Source organism: Micromonospora fluostatini (genome assembly GCF_050410825.1).
Lineage (GTDB): Bacteria > Actinomycetota > Actinomycetes > Mycobacteriales > Micromonosporaceae > Micromonospora > Micromonospora rosaria.
In genome coordinates this window covers 2,741,187-2,758,433 of sequence record NZ_CP191251.1, presented here as the reverse complement: position 1 = coordinate 2,758,433, position 17,247 = coordinate 2,741,187, and the positions used below count along the sequence as shown (strand labels likewise).

General features: G+C 69.7%; 19 protein-coding genes and 1 pseudogene. 9 read left to right on the top strand and 11 right to left on the bottom strand.

Features of this window, described 5'->3' with window-relative positions; all coding sequences use genetic code 11:
* Nucleotides 1-77: 77 nt before the first annotated feature.
* The 5 genes from ACQUFX_RS11755 to ACQUFX_RS11735 all read right to left on the bottom strand — a co-directional run bounded on the left by ACQUFX_RS11755 (nucleotide 78) and on the right by ACQUFX_RS11735 (nucleotide 4,703).
* Nucleotides 78-446 carry a histone-like nucleoid-structuring protein Lsr2 gene (locus ACQUFX_RS11755; protein ID WP_428966045.1) on the bottom strand — a complete coding sequence of 123 codons (369 nt, stop codon included), beginning with the start codon at nucleotides 444-446 and terminating at the stop codon, nucleotides 78-80.
* Nucleotides 447-664: 218 nt separating this feature from the next.
* Nucleotides 665-1,891, bottom strand: a complete 1,227-nt coding sequence (locus ACQUFX_RS11750; protein WP_428966044.1) for a DUF2786 domain-containing protein — start codon at nucleotides 1,889-1,891, stop codon at nucleotides 665-667.
* Nucleotides 1,888-3,216 (bottom strand): cellulose-binding domain-containing protein, encoded by a 1,329-nt coding sequence (locus tag ACQUFX_RS11745; RefSeq protein ID WP_428966043.1) that lies wholly within the window; start codon nucleotides 3,214-3,216, stop codon nucleotides 1,888-1,890. The genes ACQUFX_RS11750 and ACQUFX_RS11745 overlap by 4 nt, the downstream gene beginning before the upstream one ends.
* Nucleotides 3,217-3,586: 370 nt before the next feature.
* Nucleotides 3,587-4,369, bottom strand: a complete 783-nt coding sequence (locus tag ACQUFX_RS11740; RefSeq protein WP_428961346.1) for a transposase family protein — start codon at nucleotides 4,367-4,369, stop codon at nucleotides 3,587-3,589.
* Nucleotides 4,370-4,493: 124 nt separating this feature from the next.
* A complete protein-coding gene (locus ACQUFX_RS11735) occupies nucleotides 4,494-4,703 on the bottom strand; it encodes a hypothetical protein (protein WP_428966042.1) in 210 nt (69 codons plus the stop codon).
* A gap of 450 nt (nucleotides 4,704-5,153) precedes the next feature.
* Here ACQUFX_RS11735 and ACQUFX_RS11730 point away from each other — a divergent pair, with 450 nt between their 5' ends.
* The 5 genes from ACQUFX_RS11730 (at nucleotide 5,154) to ACQUFX_RS11710 (ending at nucleotide 7,822) form a co-directional block, all read left to right on the top strand.
* Nucleotides 5,154-5,336, top strand: a complete 183-nt coding sequence (locus ACQUFX_RS11730) for a mycothiol transferase (RefSeq protein ID WP_428966041.1) — start codon at nucleotides 5,154-5,156, stop codon at nucleotides 5,334-5,336.
* Nucleotides 5,314-5,733: a mycothiol transferase gene (locus tag ACQUFX_RS11725; RefSeq protein WP_428966040.1), complete on the top strand. Its 420-nt coding sequence runs from the start codon at nucleotides 5,314-5,316 to the stop codon at nucleotides 5,731-5,733. The genes ACQUFX_RS11730 and ACQUFX_RS11725 overlap by 23 nt, the downstream gene beginning before the upstream one ends.
* A gap of 46 nt (nucleotides 5,734-5,779) precedes the next feature.
* Entirely contained in the window at nucleotides 5,780-6,550 is a 771-nt protein-coding gene (locus tag ACQUFX_RS11720; protein ID WP_428966039.1) for a phosphotransferase, read from the top strand.
* 256 nt (nucleotides 6,551-6,806) lie between these two features.
* Nucleotides 6,807-7,292: a hypothetical protein gene (locus tag ACQUFX_RS11715; RefSeq protein ID WP_428966038.1), complete on the top strand. Its 486-nt coding sequence runs from the start codon at nucleotides 6,807-6,809 to the stop codon at nucleotides 7,290-7,292.
* A gap of 152 nt (nucleotides 7,293-7,444) precedes the next feature.
* A complete protein-coding gene (locus ACQUFX_RS11710; RefSeq protein ID WP_428966037.1) occupies nucleotides 7,445-7,822 on the top strand; it encodes a DUF5956 family protein in 378 nt (125 codons plus the stop codon).
* Between the two features lie 2 nt (nucleotides 7,823-7,824).
* Here ACQUFX_RS11710 and ACQUFX_RS11705 read toward each other — a convergent pair whose 3' ends face one another.
* Together ACQUFX_RS11705 and ACQUFX_RS11700 are read right to left on the bottom strand one after the other, a co-directional pair.
* Complete coding sequence (locus ACQUFX_RS11705; protein WP_428966036.1) at nucleotides 7,825-8,046, bottom strand: helix-turn-helix transcriptional regulator; 222 nt, start codon at nucleotides 8,044-8,046, stop codon at nucleotides 7,825-7,827.
* Nucleotides 8,046-8,444: a hypothetical protein gene (locus ACQUFX_RS11700; RefSeq protein ID WP_428966035.1), complete on the bottom strand. Its 399-nt coding sequence runs from the start codon at nucleotides 8,442-8,444 to the stop codon at nucleotides 8,046-8,048. The genes ACQUFX_RS11705 and ACQUFX_RS11700 overlap by 1 nt, the downstream gene beginning before the upstream one ends.
* A 172-nt stretch (nucleotides 8,445-8,616) precedes the next feature.
* On the opposite strand from ACQUFX_RS11700, the pseudogene ACQUFX_RS11695 reads away from it, so the two are divergent.
* The 4 genes and pseudogenes from ACQUFX_RS11695 to ACQUFX_RS11680 all read left to right on the top strand — a co-directional run.
* Nucleotides 8,617-8,841 (top strand): annotated as a pseudogene (locus tag ACQUFX_RS11695) (IS5/IS1182 family transposase); the annotation flags it as partial.
* A 140-nt stretch (nucleotides 8,842-8,981) separates the two neighbouring features.
* The gene (locus ACQUFX_RS11690) at nucleotides 8,982-9,635 is read left to right on the top strand and encodes a hypothetical protein (RefSeq protein WP_428966034.1); all 654 of its coding nucleotides are present in this window, start codon (nucleotides 8,982-8,984) and stop codon (nucleotides 9,633-9,635) included.
* On the top strand, nucleotides 9,626-10,999 hold the full coding sequence (locus tag ACQUFX_RS11685; RefSeq protein WP_428966033.1) for a DUF6357 family protein: 1,374 nt from the start codon (nucleotides 9,626-9,628) through the stop codon (nucleotides 10,997-10,999). The genes ACQUFX_RS11690 and ACQUFX_RS11685 overlap by 10 nt, the downstream gene beginning before the upstream one ends.
* A gap of 103 nt (nucleotides 11,000-11,102) precedes the next feature.
* Entirely contained in the window at nucleotides 11,103-12,080 is a 978-nt protein-coding gene (locus ACQUFX_RS11680) for a hypothetical protein (protein WP_428966032.1), read from the top strand.
* Nucleotides 12,081-12,243: 163 nt separating this feature from the next.
* On the opposite strand, the gene ACQUFX_RS11675 is transcribed toward ACQUFX_RS11680, so the two are convergent.
* From ACQUFX_RS11675 to ACQUFX_RS11660, 4 genes are all read right to left on the bottom strand, one after another.
* Complete coding sequence (locus ACQUFX_RS11675; RefSeq protein ID WP_428966031.1) at nucleotides 12,244-12,681, bottom strand: ATP-binding protein; 438 nt, start codon at nucleotides 12,679-12,681, stop codon at nucleotides 12,244-12,246.
* Between the two features lie 121 nt (nucleotides 12,682-12,802).
* Nucleotides 12,803-13,954 carry a PP2C family protein-serine/threonine phosphatase gene (locus ACQUFX_RS11670; protein WP_428966030.1) on the bottom strand — a complete coding sequence of 384 codons (1,152 nt, stop codon included), beginning with the start codon at nucleotides 13,952-13,954 and terminating at the stop codon, nucleotides 12,803-12,805.
* 302 nt (nucleotides 13,955-14,256) lie between these two features.
* A complete protein-coding gene (locus tag ACQUFX_RS11665) occupies nucleotides 14,257-16,104 on the bottom strand; it encodes a SpoIIE family protein phosphatase (protein ID WP_428966029.1) in 1,848 nt (615 codons plus the stop codon).
* Between the two features lie 166 nt (nucleotides 16,105-16,270).
* Nucleotides 16,271-17,179, bottom strand: a complete 909-nt coding sequence (locus ACQUFX_RS11660) for an oxidoreductase (RefSeq protein WP_428966028.1) — start codon at nucleotides 17,177-17,179, stop codon at nucleotides 16,271-16,273.
* Nucleotides 17,180-17,247 lie beyond the last annotated feature (68 nt).

The window sequence follows — 17,247 nt, the reverse complement described above, 5'->3', positions numbered from 1 at the left end:
TGGACCGAGCCGGGTATGGTCCGCGACGAGAAGCCGTGGGGTGACCGGTGCCGGGAGTCGATCCGGGCCGGCGCCGGCTAGCGACCGGCCTTGGCGTGATACTCGTCGACGACCTCCTGAGGGATGCGGCCCCGGTCGGAGATGTCCTTGCCCGCCTTCTTGGCCCAGTCCCGAATCGCCTTGTTCTGCTCCCTGTCGGTGCTGACGCGCCCTCGGCTGTGACCGGCTCTGGTGCTGCTGCGGGCCGGTCGACCGTTGGCGATGCCGCCCCGGCCGACCTTGGTGCCGTGCGCGGTGTACGGGGCCAGAGCGTCACGCAACTTCTGCGCGTGGGCCGCCGACAGGTCGATCTCGTACTGGACTCCGTCCAGGGCGAACCTGACGGTCTCGTCGGCGTCCCCGCCGTCCAGGTCGTCAATGAGCTTCTGGATGATCTGCTTGGCCACGTCGAAACTTCCTTGTACTACCGATGGGTTCGCGCCGCATTACCCGGTGGGACGCTCACCGTAAACGATGAGCAGCGAATAGCCCTCGGGAAAGAGCTGGTCGCTCTGGGTGATGGATGGTGGTGCGGGTTCTGTCCTATGTAGAGCCAAGAGCGTGCAGCGCTCGACAAGCTCGATCACGCCCGGCGAAGCGTACTGCCGGCCCCACCTCGGCAGGGCTATCGACCCCGGTTGAAATCGGTCGGCAGGGCGGCACGGTCAGCGGCCTGGCGGCCGGAGTCCCAGCCCTCGCGGCTGTCCACCCGGGTGGCCCGGACGCGGACCGTGTGGGGGAAGACCCGGTGCATGGTCTCGCGGATCTGTTCGTCGCGGGAGGCGAGCACCGGCAGCAGGTCGGCCGGTTCGGTGCCGTCGTCTCCGTTGCCCCGGCCGGCCTGTGCCAATGCGAGCTGTGCCGCGTCGGCCAGTCGTTCGTCGATCCGGACCGCGAAGGCCACCAGGAAGGACTGGCGGAAGGCCTTCAGGCGACCCCGACCGGCCTTGCCGCCCGGCGGCTCGGCCCGAGCCATCGCCCGGTGCGCCTGCACCAGCAGGGAGGTGTAGAGCAGGTCGACGGCGTCGATGTCGGTGTCGAAACCGAAGACGGTGCTGAACGCCAGCTCCGGTGACGAGACCGTGTGGCAGCGGTTCGCCCGGGCGACGGCGTCCAGCAGAGCCGCCTTCTCCTTCTCGTGCGGGTGGTCCACGCCCACCCGCCGCGCGTACGGCACCACCGGCGTCGCGTCACCGGCCCGCGCGGCCAGCAGCGCCTCGTCCAGACTGTGGCGGGTGACGAGTTCCTGTGCCTTGGCGGTGTAGGCCTCCGCCTCGGCCGGGAAGTTCGTCGACTCCGCCTTGGCGAGCAGGGCGCGTACCCGGTCCAGCAGCCGGGCGTCGATGCGGGACGACCCGACGGCGTCCGACCCGTCGGTCTGCGTGGCGGCGGACCCGGGCGGGGGAACGAGCACCTCGATCCGCGGGAGGGTGGCCAGGATAGTGAGCAGGCCCAACACCAGATCGAGTACGGCCACCCGGTCGAGCCGCCAGCGGGCCGCGAGTTCGTCGAGGTACGTCGCGTCGCCGGTCCACCAGACCCGCGCGCCGAGGGTGTCCGCCTGTGCCCACCACCGCCCGTCGACCGTGGCCGGGGGAAACTGTCGCAGGTGCGCGGCGACCGCGTCGGTCACCAGGTCGGCCTGCTGTGGCCGGCCCCGCCGGGCGACCACCCGGTGCAGTTCGGCCGGCTGCCACCCGCCCCGCCACAGCCGTGCGCACGCCTCGTCCTTCGCGGCCACCAGCTCCGGGTCGACCTCGGCCGACGGGGTGACGGTCAGCGCGTCCAGCCCCGCTTCGTAGTCGACCGTCCCGGCGAGAATCGCCCTGATCCGCTCCCGTACCGATGTCACCAGCACAAGGCTACGGAGTCCGGGCCGACGGTTTCCGGCCGGCGGCCCGATACGGACGCAGTGGGATGGGGGCCAGGTGAGTGCCTGGGTGAGGCCGTAGCTGTTCCACCGGGTGGGGCGGTGGGTGTGGGGGCACGGCGGTGCGGGTGAGCAGGAGCCATGTGCTGAACCCACAGGTTCTCCTCGACGTATACGCCGAGGTCCCGTTCCCGATCGATCAGCACGAGATTGAGTGCGCCAGGGACCACGTACTCCCGGGTGACCGGGAACAGCATGTCCGCCCAGCTTTCCCATTCAGCGACGGTTCCTTCAATCACCATCGACCTCGGGGCTGGGCGGAGCACGCGGGCTCCCATGCGTTGATGGGTGCGGATCCAGGGATCGATGGAAAGTCCGTCCCCGCGCGTCCATCCGGCGTACTCGGCCATCGGCACCATGGGGTACCGGTGCTTCCACGTCGGTCGGAGCGGAGCGACCACATGCGCGAGTCCGTCGCCGTGCGCCCGTCGCGCCAACTCCTCAAGCACGACACCGGCCATGCCGCGCTTGTCGTGCGACGAGCTGACGGCGACCGCCATGATGCTCAGGGTTGTGGGCTCGACGCCTGCTTCCCGACCGTCGACCGCGCGGACCAGCGCGTCGTCGTAGCCGGCCGGCAGGTCGTCGACGGCGCCATCCCAGGCCATCGGCACTCCCCATCCACCGGCGACGACGGAACCCTCATCGAGCACCATGACGTCATACCGCGCGAAATGCTCCTTGACCCGGCCCATGTATCTCTTCGGCACGTCGTCGTGGAAAATGAATTCTGGCCAGCGCTCGTGGAACACGACCGCCGCCGCCTCGTGCAGTTCGGGCCGGTCGGTGCGGGTCACGATCTCCATGCCGGCGAGAATATCGGCGTCGCCAAGTGGGCGCAACGCCATTGTCCGGACGCCGGGCGGCAGTTGACTGCCCTCAGCGCGCCCGAACGGTCCCATCGAAATTCTCCTATGTGAAAAAGCGATAACAAGGGGCCCTTGCTCACAGGCAGGGGGTGCCGTTGAGGGAGAAGCTCGTGGGGCCGTGTTGCTGCCGCTCCACGTACCCTGGAAGCCGATCGAGACGCTCGCGCCGGCTGCGATCGTGCCGTTCCACCTGGCGTTGCGGATCGTGACGGCGGAGCCGGACTGGGCGTGGGTGGCGCTCCAGAGCGTGGTGATCCTCTGGTCACCCGGGAACGTGAAGTCCAGGGCCCAGCCGTTGACGGCGGTCGTGGCGGTGTTCTTGATCGTGATGTCGGTGACGAAACCGCCCGGCCATTCCGACTGCTTCTGGTAGGTCACCGTGCAGGTGGGGCTGGGTGCGCGACGGCGCAGCGTGGGATGCATCGAGGGCGCTGGTTTGCTGCCGGCTGGGTGGGTCGACCCCGACCACCAGGCAACCGCACGCGCCCCGTAGCAGGGCCCGGCAACGTCGCTCACCAGCGGCCAGATCTGCGCTATGGCCTGCGGCCACCGCATGATTTCCCGGAGTCCACACAACTCCCAATGATCATGCGGTGGCCGCACCCGTTCTCCGCCTGGCTCGACGCGTCAAGCCAGGCTGGAGTGCTGGCGGCTACTGTCGGGCATCAGTCGACCCAGTGCCGGAACCACAACGAAGCGTAAGCACTGCCGCTGGGGGCATTGTTGTGCGCGCAGTAGTGAGCCTTTTTCATCCTGCGTAGCGGTTGGCTTCGACGTGGTGCAGAACGAGGATGGCCTGCACGATCGGGGTCGCTCGTCGTGGGCAGCAGCGCAGCCTGACCAGGACCTTCCAGGTCTTGAGGGCGGCGATCGCCCGCTCGCCTCGGGCGCGGATCGTGGCGTGGGCGCTGTTGACGGCCTTCTGCCGGCGTGACAGCTTCGGGCGGTAGCGGCGCCGTTTGAACGGCGTGCGTACGCTGCCCCGGGCTCCCTGGTAGCCCTTGTCGGCGAAGGTCATCACGTCCGCGCTGGTCAGCGCTTCGAGGATGCCGTGGGTGCGGGCGGCGGTGAGGTCGTGCGCTGAGCCGGGTAGTGCCGGTGAGGCCCAGACGAGTCGGCCGGCCGCGTCGGCGATGACCTGCACGTTGACGCCGTGGCGCTTGTGCTTGCCGGAGTAGTACGGCCTCTGGTTGGCGACCCGGTCGATCGGGATCAGGGTGCCGTCCAGGATCGCGTACGCCAGCCGGCGTATCCGGTCCATGGCCGTGGTCAGGGTGTCGGCGGCGGCTGCGAGCAGGGCGATTGCTTCCTGCACGTAGCGCCAGGCGGTGGCGATGCTGACATCGAATCCGGCGGCGAGGCGGGTGTAGGTGTCGCCGTTGTGGAGGTGGGCCAGGGCGAGCAGCGCCTGTCGGCCCGGGTCGAGGCGTCGCCATCGGGATCGGCGCTGGTTACGGTGCTGGCGGATGCGGTCGGCGAGGTGGTTCAGGGTCCGGCTGGACAACGAGATCGCGGAGGGGTAAGACAGCACAGGCGAGGCTCCCGGTTGGGGCATCGGGTTTTGGTCGATTTGCTGTCTTACCTGGAGCCTCGCCCTCATCGATCACCGGGCTGCGCCCACCACTCCTGACCTGCGCGGTCACGTTGAAAAGGGCTCAGTAGTAGGTGTCCGGAGGCGTATTCGCGGGGAGCTGGGCGTTCCGGCCGTTCGCGGCCGACAGGCAGATGGCCATCGTGTCAAAGGAGACGATGTAGTCGTTCTGGTATCCGGCCGCCGAGGCCGAGCCGGCCGTGCCGACTGTCATGGCGCTGATGACAGCCCCAACGGCCACCGAGCGCATCCACAGCCGTCCCGTCGTCTTCATCGGACCACCTTCCGTCAAGTGGCCGATCGGTCGCGCCGAGGTTTGCCAGCGCGGGCTCGGCCCATTGGTCGATGTCGATACCTTGGCGGGGTCGGGGTGGATGTCGCAACCGCCTGTGCCGTCGCCTGAACTCTGGGAGGGCGGTTTGGCGATCTTTTATTTGATCTATCCATTGCGTTGATAGCTGCGAGTCGATGTTGTGCAATGTGGGTGTTCGTCGTGACCGTCGGGAGGCCGTGGCATTAGCCCGGTCATAGGTGATCGCAAGCCGTATCCGAGCGATATCACCGACGAGCAGCGGGAGCTGATCGGGCCGTTCCTGCACGTCCTCGGCACCGCACCCATCGGCATGCGGGCAAAGAGCATCTGCCTCGCGTTCGGCGTCGAGCCCGGAGCCGCAGTTTGGAACGCGGGTGTACCGGGCGCCGGGGTGGTGGGATCCTGGGCGGCATGACTGACCTCGACGCCAAGGCGAACCTTCATCGGTACCTTCGGGAGGCGCGCGAGGCGTTACTCGGGAAGCTCGACGGGTTGTCGGAGTACGACGTGCGGCGACCGCTCGTGCCGACGGGGACGAACCTGCTCGGGCTGGTCAAGCACGTGGCATTTGGTGGCCGCCGGTTATTTCGGTGAGGTGTTCGACCGTCCCTTTCCCGAACCTGTGGCGGGCCTGGACGACGACGCGGAGCCGAACGCGGACATGTGGGCCGCGGCCGACGAGTCCCGTGACGACGTCATCGGCCTGTGGCACCGGGTCTGGGCTCACGCGGACGCCACGATCGAGACGCTCCCGATCCACGCGCCCGGCTCGGTGCGGTGGTGGCAACACAAGCCGGTGACACTGCACCTCATCCTCGTGCACGTGTTGGCCGAGCTGAACCGGCACGCCGGGCACGCCGACATCGTGCGCGAGCTTGTCGATGGCCAGGTCGGCTGGCGGCGGCCCGGCGACAACATGGTCGAGGGCGACGAGGCGTGGTGGGCCTCCTACCGCGAGAAGCTCGAATCCACCGCGCGCCAGTTCGCCTGACGGTATAGGCGTGTGGGTCTCGTCGTTCTCGACAAGGGGTGGGGTTGTGAGTGAGGAACAGCGCCTTCCGGGCGGGAACACCGGTGGAGCGGTTCGCATCGGTGGCACCGTCCGCCGCGTCCCTGGCCGCTGGACGCCGTCCGTGCATGCGCTGCTCCGGCACTTGGAAGAGGTGGGCTTCGATCGGGCACCACGGGCGCTGGGCTTCGACGAGTTCGGCCGGGAAGTGCTCTCGTACCTGCCTGGTGAGGTCGTCGGGGCCGCACGGCCGTGGCCCGGGTGGGTGCACAGCGATGACGCGCTGCGCCAAATCGCGGGGTGGCTACGCGCGTTCCATGCCGCCGTCGCGAGCTTCGTTCCCCCGCCGGACGCGGTGTGGCGCGAAGGACAGACCTGGCGGCCGGGTCTGATCGTCGGTCACAACGATGCTGCGCCCTACAACGCGGCCTGGGCCGGTGGACGTCTCGTCGGCTTCTTCGACTGGGACCTCGCCGCGCCGGTCACGCCGGAGTGGGACCTGGCCTTCACCGCGTTCGGCTGGGTGCCGCTCCATGCCCGCCATGTGGTGCGGGCGGAGGGATTCACGGCCTTCGCGGACAGGCCACGACGTGCGCGGCTGTTCCTGGACGCCTACGGGTGGGACGGTCCGGTAGGCCAGTTCATCGACATCGTCCGCGAACGGGTCAGTGCCTCCGCCCAGGGCATCCGACGCACCGCGGCAGCGGGCGACCCGGCCTACCAGCAGATGATCGAACACGGGATCGATGTGGCGTTGGAGACAGCGGTCAAAGAGCTGGCTGACTTCCCGGACGCATAGCCACGAGAGAACGTGCACGGCCCCGTACCTGCCCACGGGCACAGGCTGACCACGGTCATGTCCACGGATCTGCCGCCGGCAGCGCGTGGCCTGCGAGGTGGCACAGGTACGTGTCCGCACCGATCCGGCACGCCCACGCCGACCAGGGCTTCACGGGCGTCCTCACCATGACCAGCAGTTTCCCAACTGGGCTATGACCCTACGTTTACCGTGGTTCGCTGCGGCACCTGGCCGATTCGAGGGATGGACACTTTCGATGGATCTTGTCATTCCACGGGAGGCGGTCGCCTCGCTGCGCATCCCTTCCGTTTCCCTCACTGACGGCGAACCAGCCGTGCCCGTGACGGTCCGCCCCTGGCGCTTGTCGCTGGTGCGACGGTCTGCTGCCGTGGCGCTGCCGTTCGGTCGGCAGGCGGCGGAGCGGGTGAGAAGGGCGCAGGCCGTGCAGCGGTTCGACGCGCTGGTTCTCGGTCCGGCACGCCTGATCACCTTGGCCTGCGGCGCGGTGGCCCATGGCTGGTACTGGTGGAACCTGGCATTCTCTCCGACCCCCTACGCCCTTCTCCTTGGCTTCTGCGCCCTTCACGCGATCGCAAACCTCCTCGACAAGCGCCTCATTCCTCCGCAGTATCCGCGGCAGGGCAAGCGGGGTGACCTGCTCGTCCGTGAGGTTCCGCAGGGGGTTGCCGAACAGTGGATGGCGCTGGACCCTCGGGTGCGATCCGAGTCACCCCGAGACTGACCCTCGACTCCGGAGAGCTCTACCGCCAGGACCGGTGGAGGATGGGTGATCGATGAGAGCGTGTTTCCGTGGCAGCCGGCTCCCGCTGGGGGACAATCGGCTGGTGCCCGCCACGTCTGTGGGCTCCAGCCCATCGCCGTGGGAGGAGACGTATGGACGACTACGACAAGGCGAGCGCCGCCAGGTGGGACGATGTCGCGTTGTCGCCGAACGCGCCAACGGGTGAGTACCTCGAACTGCCCGAGAGCGGCTGGGGTGCCCTGGTCGGCTGGACCGCAGGGCCGGCCCGCCTCGTCCGTTGCCCCGACCGGCCGGACCGCCACACGACCGTCATCACGACGAGTAGCCCGGCCGGCGACGACCACCAGGCCCGACCACGGACGGCAGCCGAGCAGGGCGACCTCGACGCCTCATCCCGCCGACATCGCCCGCCAAGTCCGCACGATCCTGGGCGAGATCTACGGCGACACCGGTTGCTGAGGCGGCAGGCCGGGAGCAAGACGGTAGTGAGTGGAAATTGGCTGACATAACCTCATTCGACTCGGATGAGCGCGAGGTCGTCCGGGTCGGGAGTGAAGATGTCCTCGATCGCCACGCCGAATGTCGCCGCCAAGCGCATTGCGATCTTCAAAGTCGGCTCGTACCTGCCGTTCTCGAGTGACACCACGGTCTGACGCGACACGTTGATCCGCTTCGCCAGTTCAGCCTGGCTCCACCGACGTTCCGCGCGCAGCACCGGCAGCCGGTTGGTCATCACCTCTTCTGACCGCCAAAGTGTCCCCAGGAGAACGCGATCATCCACACCAGACCGGCCGTCGCAGCCGGCACCGCGGCGGTCATCCGCGGCAGCCCGGCAAAGGCTTCCAGGAGCGAGTACGCGAACCCGGCCACCACGATCACCATTACCGCCACCATCGACGCTCGCGCCGCGTCCTGGCGCTCCACGCCCTCGGTGTCCCCGCGCAGCAACGCCTTCACCGTGGTCCCCACGAGCAGTATCAGCCCGGCGATCGCCGCGACTGCCAGCGACCATCCCGCCCACCTCGGCAACGCGCTGAGCGCATACAACACCCCGGCCAGCACGGCGCCGGCGAAGAACATCACCGTCCCGGCTGTCACCGCGGCCGCATCACGTACCCCTAACGTCTTCATGCAGGCCAAGGTACAGCTTGCTTGACATTACGACAAGCTGGCTTGTCATGCTGGAGGTCGTGGGCGCCTTGCCTCGGGCGCTCGCGACGGCTGCTCGACCTCCGGTCCACACATCAACAGCGGAACGGATCGGGAGCCCCCATATGCGGGAGTGCTCGACCTCGCCGCACGGTTTCGCGTGCCATACTTCGCCGCCCACCGAGTGATCGACACCCTCGGCCCGCTGCTGGCCCTCGCTCCGGTAGGTCATCGTCGGGTCGACCAGATTGCCGTCGTCGATGGCACGCTCATTCGACTGGGAGCACCGTCTGGCGGTCCCGGAGCAGGCGCCGCCGCTACTCGACGAATCCGCAGGGGCATTGACGCCCACACCCGCTTGGTCGCGGCTCTCGCCGAGGCTGGTACCGCGACGGCATGACCGCGGCTGGTCGCTCGCGCCGGGCCAGCGCGCCCAGCACACCGGTGACCAGGGCCGCAGGCACCTCCGCAATGATCCACTGAACTGGTGGAGCCAGCACACGTGAACGAAGGACGCACATGGCCCGCCCCTACAAGCCTGGACCGAAGCAGTTCGTCTTCACCGTCGGCGATGGCAACGATCAACAGGTCTCGGTGGGTGACCCTCAGGAGGCCTACGTGGCGTTCTCTGCCTTCTTCCGTGGTCGAGAGTCTGACACCTACACCATCAGGGATGAACCGGCGGGGCAGAGTCTGGTGCTCATGCCCCGTCTGGGGGTGATCTCCCGGGCCGAGCATGCGGACCGACCCCGGTCGGAACACCTCCGGGTCGACAGGCCCAACCGCTACCTGCCGAGCGCGATGCTGTTCTTCGAGAACGGATATGCCGGCCTCGACCGCTTCGGCCAGTGGTTGCCCGACCTCTCGGACCTCGACGCGTCACCGGAGACCCGTGGTGCCGCCCGTGCCGCCACGATCACGACGGAGGCAGCGGCGATCGAAGAGGTCGCCCGGATCTGGGCGGATTCGGGCATCGTCGACCCGAGCGACCGGTACTACGTCTTCTTCGACTCGCGTGATGTCGACGACGACCGGGCCGAACGAGCCGAACTGCTCCAGTTGATCGATGTCCTCGGTCTCGAACGGGTCGACGCCCCGGCCGGGGCCGCCGGGGGCGAAGTCTGGGTGCGCACCGACCCGCGCCTCGCCGCCGAGTGTGCACGATGGTCGTGACCAGACGGTGCAGGGCGGGCGGCACCAGCGCCGTGACACCCGCCGTGGACCCGACAGCGACCATGCCCGACCGGTGCCGTTGTGGAGCAACCTTAGCCATGAGAGACATCGTTTTCACACGGAGCGGCAGCGGCTGGATCCCGAACGTCATCCGCGAGGACGGCGAGCTGAAGCTGATGCTCGCCGCCGGGGCCGACGCCAACCACGAGCCTCGCACGTTCACGCTTTCGATCGGGGAAGCCCATCGTGCGGTGATCCGGGAGGACCTGGCCAGACACCTCCTGCTGTGGAGTGCGCTCCTCCCGCTGTGCGACGCCGCCGGAACCCGGGGCCGGCTCGACGAGGACGCTGCCGTCGCGCTCCTGGACCCGGTCCTGCTCTCCCCGCCCGCAGACGTCGACGCGCTCTTCCGGCGCATCCCGTGGGACAGGAGCCGGCTGGTCGCCCATGGCGCCGACATCGACCTCCTGGAGCGCGGCCAGGTCTGCGAGGCGATGCGCGCGGCGACGGAGGAGGCGAGCGCGAAACGCGCCCAGGAGGATCACGCGGACCGCCGTCGCGCCGAGCGCGGAGTGCTCCTCGGGCCGCTCGACGCCGCGATCCTGAGGTACACGGGCCAGTACCTGCACGGCGCGACGATTCCACGGCGGCTGCCCGATGCCGTCGACCCCGCGCTGCTGCCCCAGGTCATGCGGGTTATCGCCACCGCGGAGCAGGCCTGCGCCGGGATGCGGATCGGCCTCGATCCGCGGCGGGGAAACCGGGCCACGGACAAGCGCGACTGGGATCGGATGGCGGCGACGGTCGACGCGGCCGTGCGCCGCGCACACCCCGACCTCGTCGACGACGCGGTGCGTACGGTGAGCTTCCTGATGTGCTCGGAGGCTGCGGACCGCGCCAGGAGCACCCCGGTGGAAGACGACGAGGAGACCGCCGACGACCACGCCGACCCCGGTGCGAGTGCGAGGAAGACGGCCCTGACGTTCACCGACGACAAGGGCGGCGAGAAGAGGTGGCTACGGGACGGTCCCCGCACCGCCTCCGCCGAGTTCTGGGCGTTCGTCGCCGACCGCTCCGCCGCCGACAACGAGGTGTTCACCATCGAGGACGAGGAGATGGGCGAGGGGATCCAGCTGCACTTCTACGCGGACTCCGTCGCCCGGATCACGACGGTGCGACACGGGGAAGCCGGGTCGGATCCGCAGTACCAGGTCGAGTACAGCCTGGTCGACGGCATCGGCGGGTACCGGAACCTGGTGAGCGCCTTCGTCCGCGGCGGCTGCGCCGCCCTCGAACAGCACGGTCCCTGGATGTCGGATGTCGCCGAGTTCGAGCGCGCGCGTCGTCGGCGCGACGCCCGGTAGGCCCAGCGGGAACCCACTCGGCACCGGTCCGGCTCGAATCGGCTTGTAGGGAAGGCGACTCGACGGTGGGCAGCGGGTGGGCGGACGGTTAGCGTCCCCTGCCATGGATTCCTATCGTCTGCCTGGGCACGCACTGACCGGCGCGAGCACCGGGACCGGGGAGGTGCCCGATGTCCTGATCGTCGGTGACTCGCTGTTCCGGCACTTCCGGCTGGGTGCCGGCGGATCGTTCCCGATCGCCTTCCGCAGTGACACGCGCCCCTCTGCCAACATCTACGCGACCGGTTTCCAGCGGAAGCGTCTCGTGGTCGACTGGCTCGACACCGAGTACACCGACGGGGCGACCACGAAGAAGCGGCTCGACGAGGCGCGCGCTCACATCGCCGCGAGCGTCACCGGGGCGATGAAGGGCAAGTCGGCGGCGGAGGTCGGCGCCGAGATCGGCCGGGTCACCGACGAGTTGGAGCGGCGGTCGGTGGCGCTGCGGGTCGGCAACGTCGACCTCGACGTGGAGACGGCGGTCTGCGCCACCCTCGACCTCCCGATCGCCGGCCTGTTCCCGTTCGACCCGAAGGCCCTGGCCGCCTCCTTCGCCAAGCCCACCAGCATCTATGTGGTCCGGATGCAGCACTGGCTGGAGACCTATAAGGTGCAGCGCTACTGCGCCCCGCACCTGGCGTACTCCCGGGAGGTGGCGTCGCTGGGCATCCCGGCGACCGACGTGCTGGGTCGCCTGACGGTCGAGCGGGAGTACGTGTCGGCGACCAATTCGGTGCGGGTGCGGGTCACCGCCGCCGAGGTCAACACCGCCACCGACGGCGAGGCGATCGTCAGGGCGGTCGCCGCCGAGCACGCTACCCCGGTGACGGTCGCGATCCCGGCCCAGAAGGACACGAGCAGCGCGGTCGACGTGGACGAGAAGGTCGGGCACATCAGGACGGCGTTGACCCAGCTCACCGGCAACGCCGACAAGACCAGGCTCATCCGCGACAGCAACGAGATCACCGGTGGTTCGACGCCGAAGGAACTGCCCGACTACAAGCCGACCGAGAAGGCCCGGGGGCGCGGCTTCTCCCAGTAGCGTCGTGCCCCCGTGAGCGTGGTCAGACGACAGCCGGCGGTGCGGACAGCGACCGTCGGCTGTCGGTCACGAGTTCCCTCGGCCACCGGTGGTCACCGGCCAGGCTTGGGTGCGTGTTTCGGTGGGGCGTGCTCATCACGACCAGAGCGCACCACCGACGGTGTCAGCCGTGGGGGTGACCGCCGGCCCGGCCGGGGTGGGGCGCGGTGGGTAGGTCAACGGTGATCGAGGCGGTGAAGCCGTCGGTGCCGTGTCGGAGGTGGAGCTGGGCCAGTTGGTCGGCGATCCAGAGCCCGCGACCCCGGGTGGCGTCGGGGTGGGCCGGGGTGATCTCCGGCAGCGAGCCGGGCTTGCCCTGGTCGGTGATGTGGCAGGTCAGCGTGCTGCTGTCGTGCGACAGGTCGAGTTCGCCGTGTCCGCCGCCGTGTTGAACGGCGTTGATGATCAGCTCGTTGACCGCGATGAGGAAGTCGTGCAGATCGTCACCGGTGAGGCCGGCGGCGAGGGCGACGGCACTGACGCGGTGTCGCAGGGTGCTGACATCCGCTGCCGTGAAGGCCGTGGACAGCAGCGAGGTGACCGGGTTGTGTCGTCGTGTCACGAGATGCCCCCTCCCGGGTCGGAACCGCGCCTGTCCCTCAGTCCTGTTTCCCGCCCTGGCAGGGATAAGCAGCCGTGAAGGGCTGGATCTCGGGTGACGTGCGACGTTCTGGGTGGCGAAGTCATCGGGGGCGGGTTTCTGCCGGCGGCGCTGACCAGGTGAGGTAGAGCAGGGCGGTGTCGTCGCTGTGGCGGCCGTTGTCACCGCGCTGGACCTCGGCGAGCAGAGCGTTGAGATAGTCGGCAGGGTCGGTGACCGTGGTCAGACGGGAGGCCAGCTCGACGAAGCGTTGTTCGCCCAGACGGGTGCCGTCGTCGCCGTAGCCCTCGTAGACGCCGTCGGTGTACAGCAGCAGACCAGCGCCGGTCGGCAACTCGACGCGGGACTCCTGCCAGCGGCCGAGTCCAGGAAACATCCCCAGCCCGAGGTGGTGACGGACGGGCGCGGAGTAGGCGCCGTTGGGGGTGATCACCAGCGGTGGGGGGTGGCCGGCGCTGGCGACGATCGCGTGCGACCGGTCCGGGGCGATGCGCACCGTGCAGGCGGTGGCGAACATCGCGTCGTGCGGCCTCTCCGCGACCAGCACCTGTTCGAGCAGCCGCATCCGGTGCGCCTTGCTCAGGCCCGCCAGGGTCAGGGTTCGCCATCCGACGCGGAGGCCGACGCCGATCGCGGCCTCGTCCGGACCGTTGCCGCACACGTCACCGATGACCGCGTGGAGGATTCCGTCCTCCTCCTGCACCACGTCGAAGAAGTCACCGCCGAGCAGCGAGCGCTGCTGCCCCGGCACATACCGACTGATCACGGTGAGCGAAGGATCCGTGGTCAGGGGCTTCGGCAGGAGTCCCCGTTGCAGGCGGTCGTTCTCCCGTGCCTGCAGTCGGCTCTCCCGCAGTTGACGCTCGGCGGTGTGGGCGCGTTGACGCTGGATCGCGTACTCGACCGTCCGACCGATGACCGCCCCGTCGACACGCCCCTTGACCAGGTAGTCCTGGGCGCCCGCGGCGACAGCCGCCGTGCCGGTGGCCGCGTCGTCCAGCCCGGTCAGCACCACCACCGCGGAGTCCGGCCACCGGTCGAGCGCCCGGCGCAGGGCCTCCAAGCCCTGGCTGTCCGGCAGGTGCAGGTCCAACAGAACGCAGTCGGGCGTGGCGGGCAGCGCCGACGCCTCGACCAGGCTGCTGGCCTGCGCGAAGCGGGTCGCCACCGCGCTGTCGGCGAGATGCTCCTGCGTGAGCAGCGCGTCACCAGGGTCATCCTCGATGAGCAACACCAGAGGGGCACTCGGTGGGGGCATCGGTCCTGTCTCCGACGAGGAAGGGGCGCCTGCCGTGGGCTGCACCGTACGGTTACCGATCATCGACCCTTGCCTGCTTCCTCCCGGCCATGTGCGCCCTACCCGGCTCCGGACGCGTACGACCGCGCAGCGCGAAACGCCAGTGCACCCGATTATCTCCGAGCCCTCAGGACCAGCCGCAAGCACGATGCGCGCAAGCGCCTTCGTGGCGTTTGTCCGGGACGGGTCCGTCGGAGGGCTGTGGTCCGTGGCTGGCCGAGCCGCCGGGGCGCCGTCAACTAGGTCGGGTCGGGGGTGCGCAGGGCGAGGAGAGCGATGTCGTCCTCGTGGTCGGTGGGGGGCACGGTGTCGAGAACCGTGTCGACCAGGTCCTCCAGGCCGGTGGCGGCATGGGCGGTCAGGACCTTGTGCAGGCGGGCGGTCATCTCGTCGAGGGACTGGTCGCGACGTTCGACGAGCCCGTCGGTGTGCAGCAGCAGGGTCGCTCCCGGCGGAAGCACGGCCTTCCGGGTGGTGCGTCGGGTGCGGAGGGTGACGCCGAGGAGGGGGTCCCGGCCGGTGAGGGTGTGCACCGTCCCCCCAGGGTGGATGAGGATCGGCACCGGATGTCCGGCGTTGGACCAGCTCATCGTGACGGGGTGGCCGGGGCGGTGCTGGAAATGGGCGACGAGGGCGGTGGCGATGCTCCGGGCCCCGAGGGTGACGTTGGCCTGGTCCAGTCGACGCAGCAGAGCCGAGGGGGGTTCGTGCCGGTCGACCAGGTAACCCCGCAGCATCGACCGGAGCTGGGACATCTGGGCCGCCGCGCGCAGGTCGTGACCGGTGACGTCCCCGATGACCAGGCTCAGGAACCCCGTCTGGGTGACCACCGCGTCGTACCAGTCTCCGCCGACCTGGTCCAGGTTGTGCGCGGGCTGGTACCGGGCGGTGACCTGTAGACCGTCGATCGTGGGTAGGGGGGTGAGCATCGCCTCCTGGAGGATCGCGGCGGCCTCCACCCGGTCGGTGAGGCGTCGGGCGCGTTGCACGGCCTGGGTGACGTAGCCGGCGACGCTGACGATGACGGCCCGTTCCTCGACGTCGAGGGGCCGGGGGTGCTCCCAGGCGATGGTGAGGGCGCCGATCACCCCGGTGGGGCCGAGCAGCGGGGTGAAGAGCGTCGCCTCCCAGCCGGCGGCCTTCACGACCGGCCGCAGACCGGGATAGGCCGCCACCAGCCCCGCCCGGTCGGCGAAGGCGAGGTGCCGGCCGGTGTGCAGCACCGTCGAGACCGGCACCCGGTCCGTCACCGGGAACCGCGCCCGGGACGCCAGCTCCGCCGGGAGGCCCTCCAGCCCGAACACCCGTACCCCGTCGACCCCGTCGCGGAGGGCGACGCTGACGTGGGCCGCCCGGAACTCCCCGCCGATCAGGCGTTTGACGGTGGCGACGACGTCGGGAAGGGTCACCGTGCCGGTGAACTCCTGGCTCGCCGTGAGCAGCAGTTCGCTGCGCCGCAGGGCCGCGTCGACCCGGGCCGACAACTCCATGGCGGCGGCCTGGGCCTGCCGCTGACTCGTCAGAGCTTCCTCGGCCACCGCTGCGGCAGCCCGCGCTCTCAGCGCGACCGAACACACCTCTGCCAGGTCCGCCAGCAGGTCCAGTTCGTCGCGGGTCCACTCCCGGGGTCGGTCGTCGATCGCGCAGAGCGTTCCCAGCACCTGCCCCGCACCGTCGGTGAGGGGCATCCCGGCGCAGGCGACCACTCCCAGATCCCCGATCGCGGGGCTGTCGCGGACCCTCGGGTCGAGGCGGGCATCGGTGACCACCAGCTCCTCCCCGGACAGCACCGCCCGCTGCCAGGAGGGGCTCAGCGGGGTCTCCCGCCGCTGCTGCCAGGCCGGTGCCAGCCCGACCGCCCCGGGGAGGAGCTGCCGGGCGTCGTCGACCAGGGCGACCAGGGCCACCGGCACGGTGAGCACCCGCGCCACCACCGCCGCGAACCGATCCATGTCCAGGTCCGGCACCGCGCCCAGCCCGGTCGCCCGGACCGCCGACAGCCGCGCAGCCTCGTCCGGCTCGCCGAGGAGGACCTCCCCGTCCCGCATCGCCATCGCCCCGTCGTACCCACCGGCATTCAACCGCACGCCTGGTCCGGCCAGCACCGATCAGCGGTCGTGGCGACGTCGGAGACGGACCCGGTCGAGGCCGAACGGGCAGCCCGGACCGGGCCGGGGTGAGTCTTGACGGCGCGGCGAAGTGCCGGTGACACGCCATTACCGCCAGTCCAGCGTCTCCGCGTGGCGATGCCGGTCAGACGACGAAGGGGGTGCCGGTGAGGCGTTCGCTGTCGCGCCACAAGGCGGCGCCGACGGCCCGGTCGTCGGCGCCGTGCGGTAGGCGGGCCGGCTTCGGCGTGCCGGAATCCTGGCGGCGTCCGGCCGGCCCGATGAAGGCGCCGCTCTCGACCGCAGGGTTGGTCGCGGCATAGAGCGAGGGCCAGGCAGCGCCCTCGGGCGAACCCATCGCCAGCCGCCCGAGCATCGGCAGGAGCAGCCGGGCGGCCAGGCCCTGGGAGTGTCGCTGGAGGTTGGTCATGGCGGCCCCGGGGTGGACGGCGACGGCAGTCATCGGGGTGCCGGCCAGCCGGCGGGCGAGTTCGACGGTGAACACGATGTTGGCCCGCTTGGATTTCGCGTAGGCGCCCATCGGCCGGTACCTCTGCTCGCTCATCAGGTCGGTCAGCTCACCGCTGCCCCAGCGGGCGGCGATCGCGCTGACCGTCACCACCCGGGCGGCCGGGGCGGCGCGCAGAGCGGGCATGAGCTGGGCGGTGAGGGCGAAGTGGCCCAGGTGGTTGGTGCCGAAGGTCATCTCGAATCCGTCGGCGGTGGTCTGCCGCTCGGCGATGTTCATCACGCCGGCGTTGTTGATGAGCAGGTCCAGCGGACCGTGGTCGACGACCCGGGCCGCCGCGGCGCCGATCGACGTGAGGTTGCCGAGATCGAGCACGAGCGTGTCGACCGCGGCCGACGGGACCTCGGCGCGGATCGCTTCGGCGGCGGCCGTGAGCTTGCCGGCATCGCGTCCGGCGAGGACGACGCGGGCACCGCGAACAGCCAGGACACGGGCGGTCTGCCAGCCGATTCCGCTGTTGCCGCCGGTGATCAGGGCGACCCGCCCGGCCTGGTCGCTGATCGTTGTGGGGGTCCAGGTGGCCATCACGACTCCTTCGTAATGAACATTCATTCAGCAAGCGTGAAGGTAGGGGGGTCGGCTCGACTTGTCAA

Coding starts and splice junctions, on each gene's coding strand:
- ACQUFX_RS11735 (WP_428966042.1), bottom strand. CDS start 4,703: ATGAAGACGACGGGACGGCTGTGGATGCGCTCGGTGGCCGTTGGGGCT.
- ACQUFX_RS11690 (WP_428966034.1), top strand. CDS start 8,982: ATGGCCCGCCCCTACAAGCCTGGACCGAAGCAGTTCGTCTTCACCGTC.
- ACQUFX_RS11660 (WP_428966028.1), bottom strand. CDS start 17,179: ATGGCCACCTGGACCCCCACAACGATCAGCGACCAGGCCGGGCGGGTC.
- ACQUFX_RS11685 (WP_428966033.1), top strand. CDS start 9,626: ATGGTCGTGACCAGACGGTGCAGGGCGGGCGGCACCAGCGCCGTGACA.
- ACQUFX_RS11700 (WP_428966035.1), bottom strand. CDS start 8,444: ATGAAGACGTTAGGGGTACGTGATGCGGCCGCGGTGACAGCCGGGACG.
- ACQUFX_RS11680 (WP_428966032.1), top strand. CDS start 11,103: ATGGATTCCTATCGTCTGCCTGGGCACGCACTGACCGGCGCGAGCACC.
- ACQUFX_RS11705 (WP_428966036.1), bottom strand. CDS start 8,046: ATGACCAACCGGCTGCCGGTGCTGCGCGCGGAACGTCGGTGGAGCCAG.
- ACQUFX_RS11730 (WP_428966041.1), top strand. CDS start 5,154: ATGACTGACCTCGACGCCAAGGCGAACCTTCATCGGTACCTTCGGGAG.
- ACQUFX_RS11710 (WP_428966037.1), top strand. CDS start 7,445: ATGGACGACTACGACAAGGCGAGCGCCGCCAGGTGGGACGATGTCGCG.
- ACQUFX_RS11715 (WP_428966038.1), top strand. CDS start 6,807: ATGGATCTTGTCATTCCACGGGAGGCGGTCGCCTCGCTGCGCATCCCT.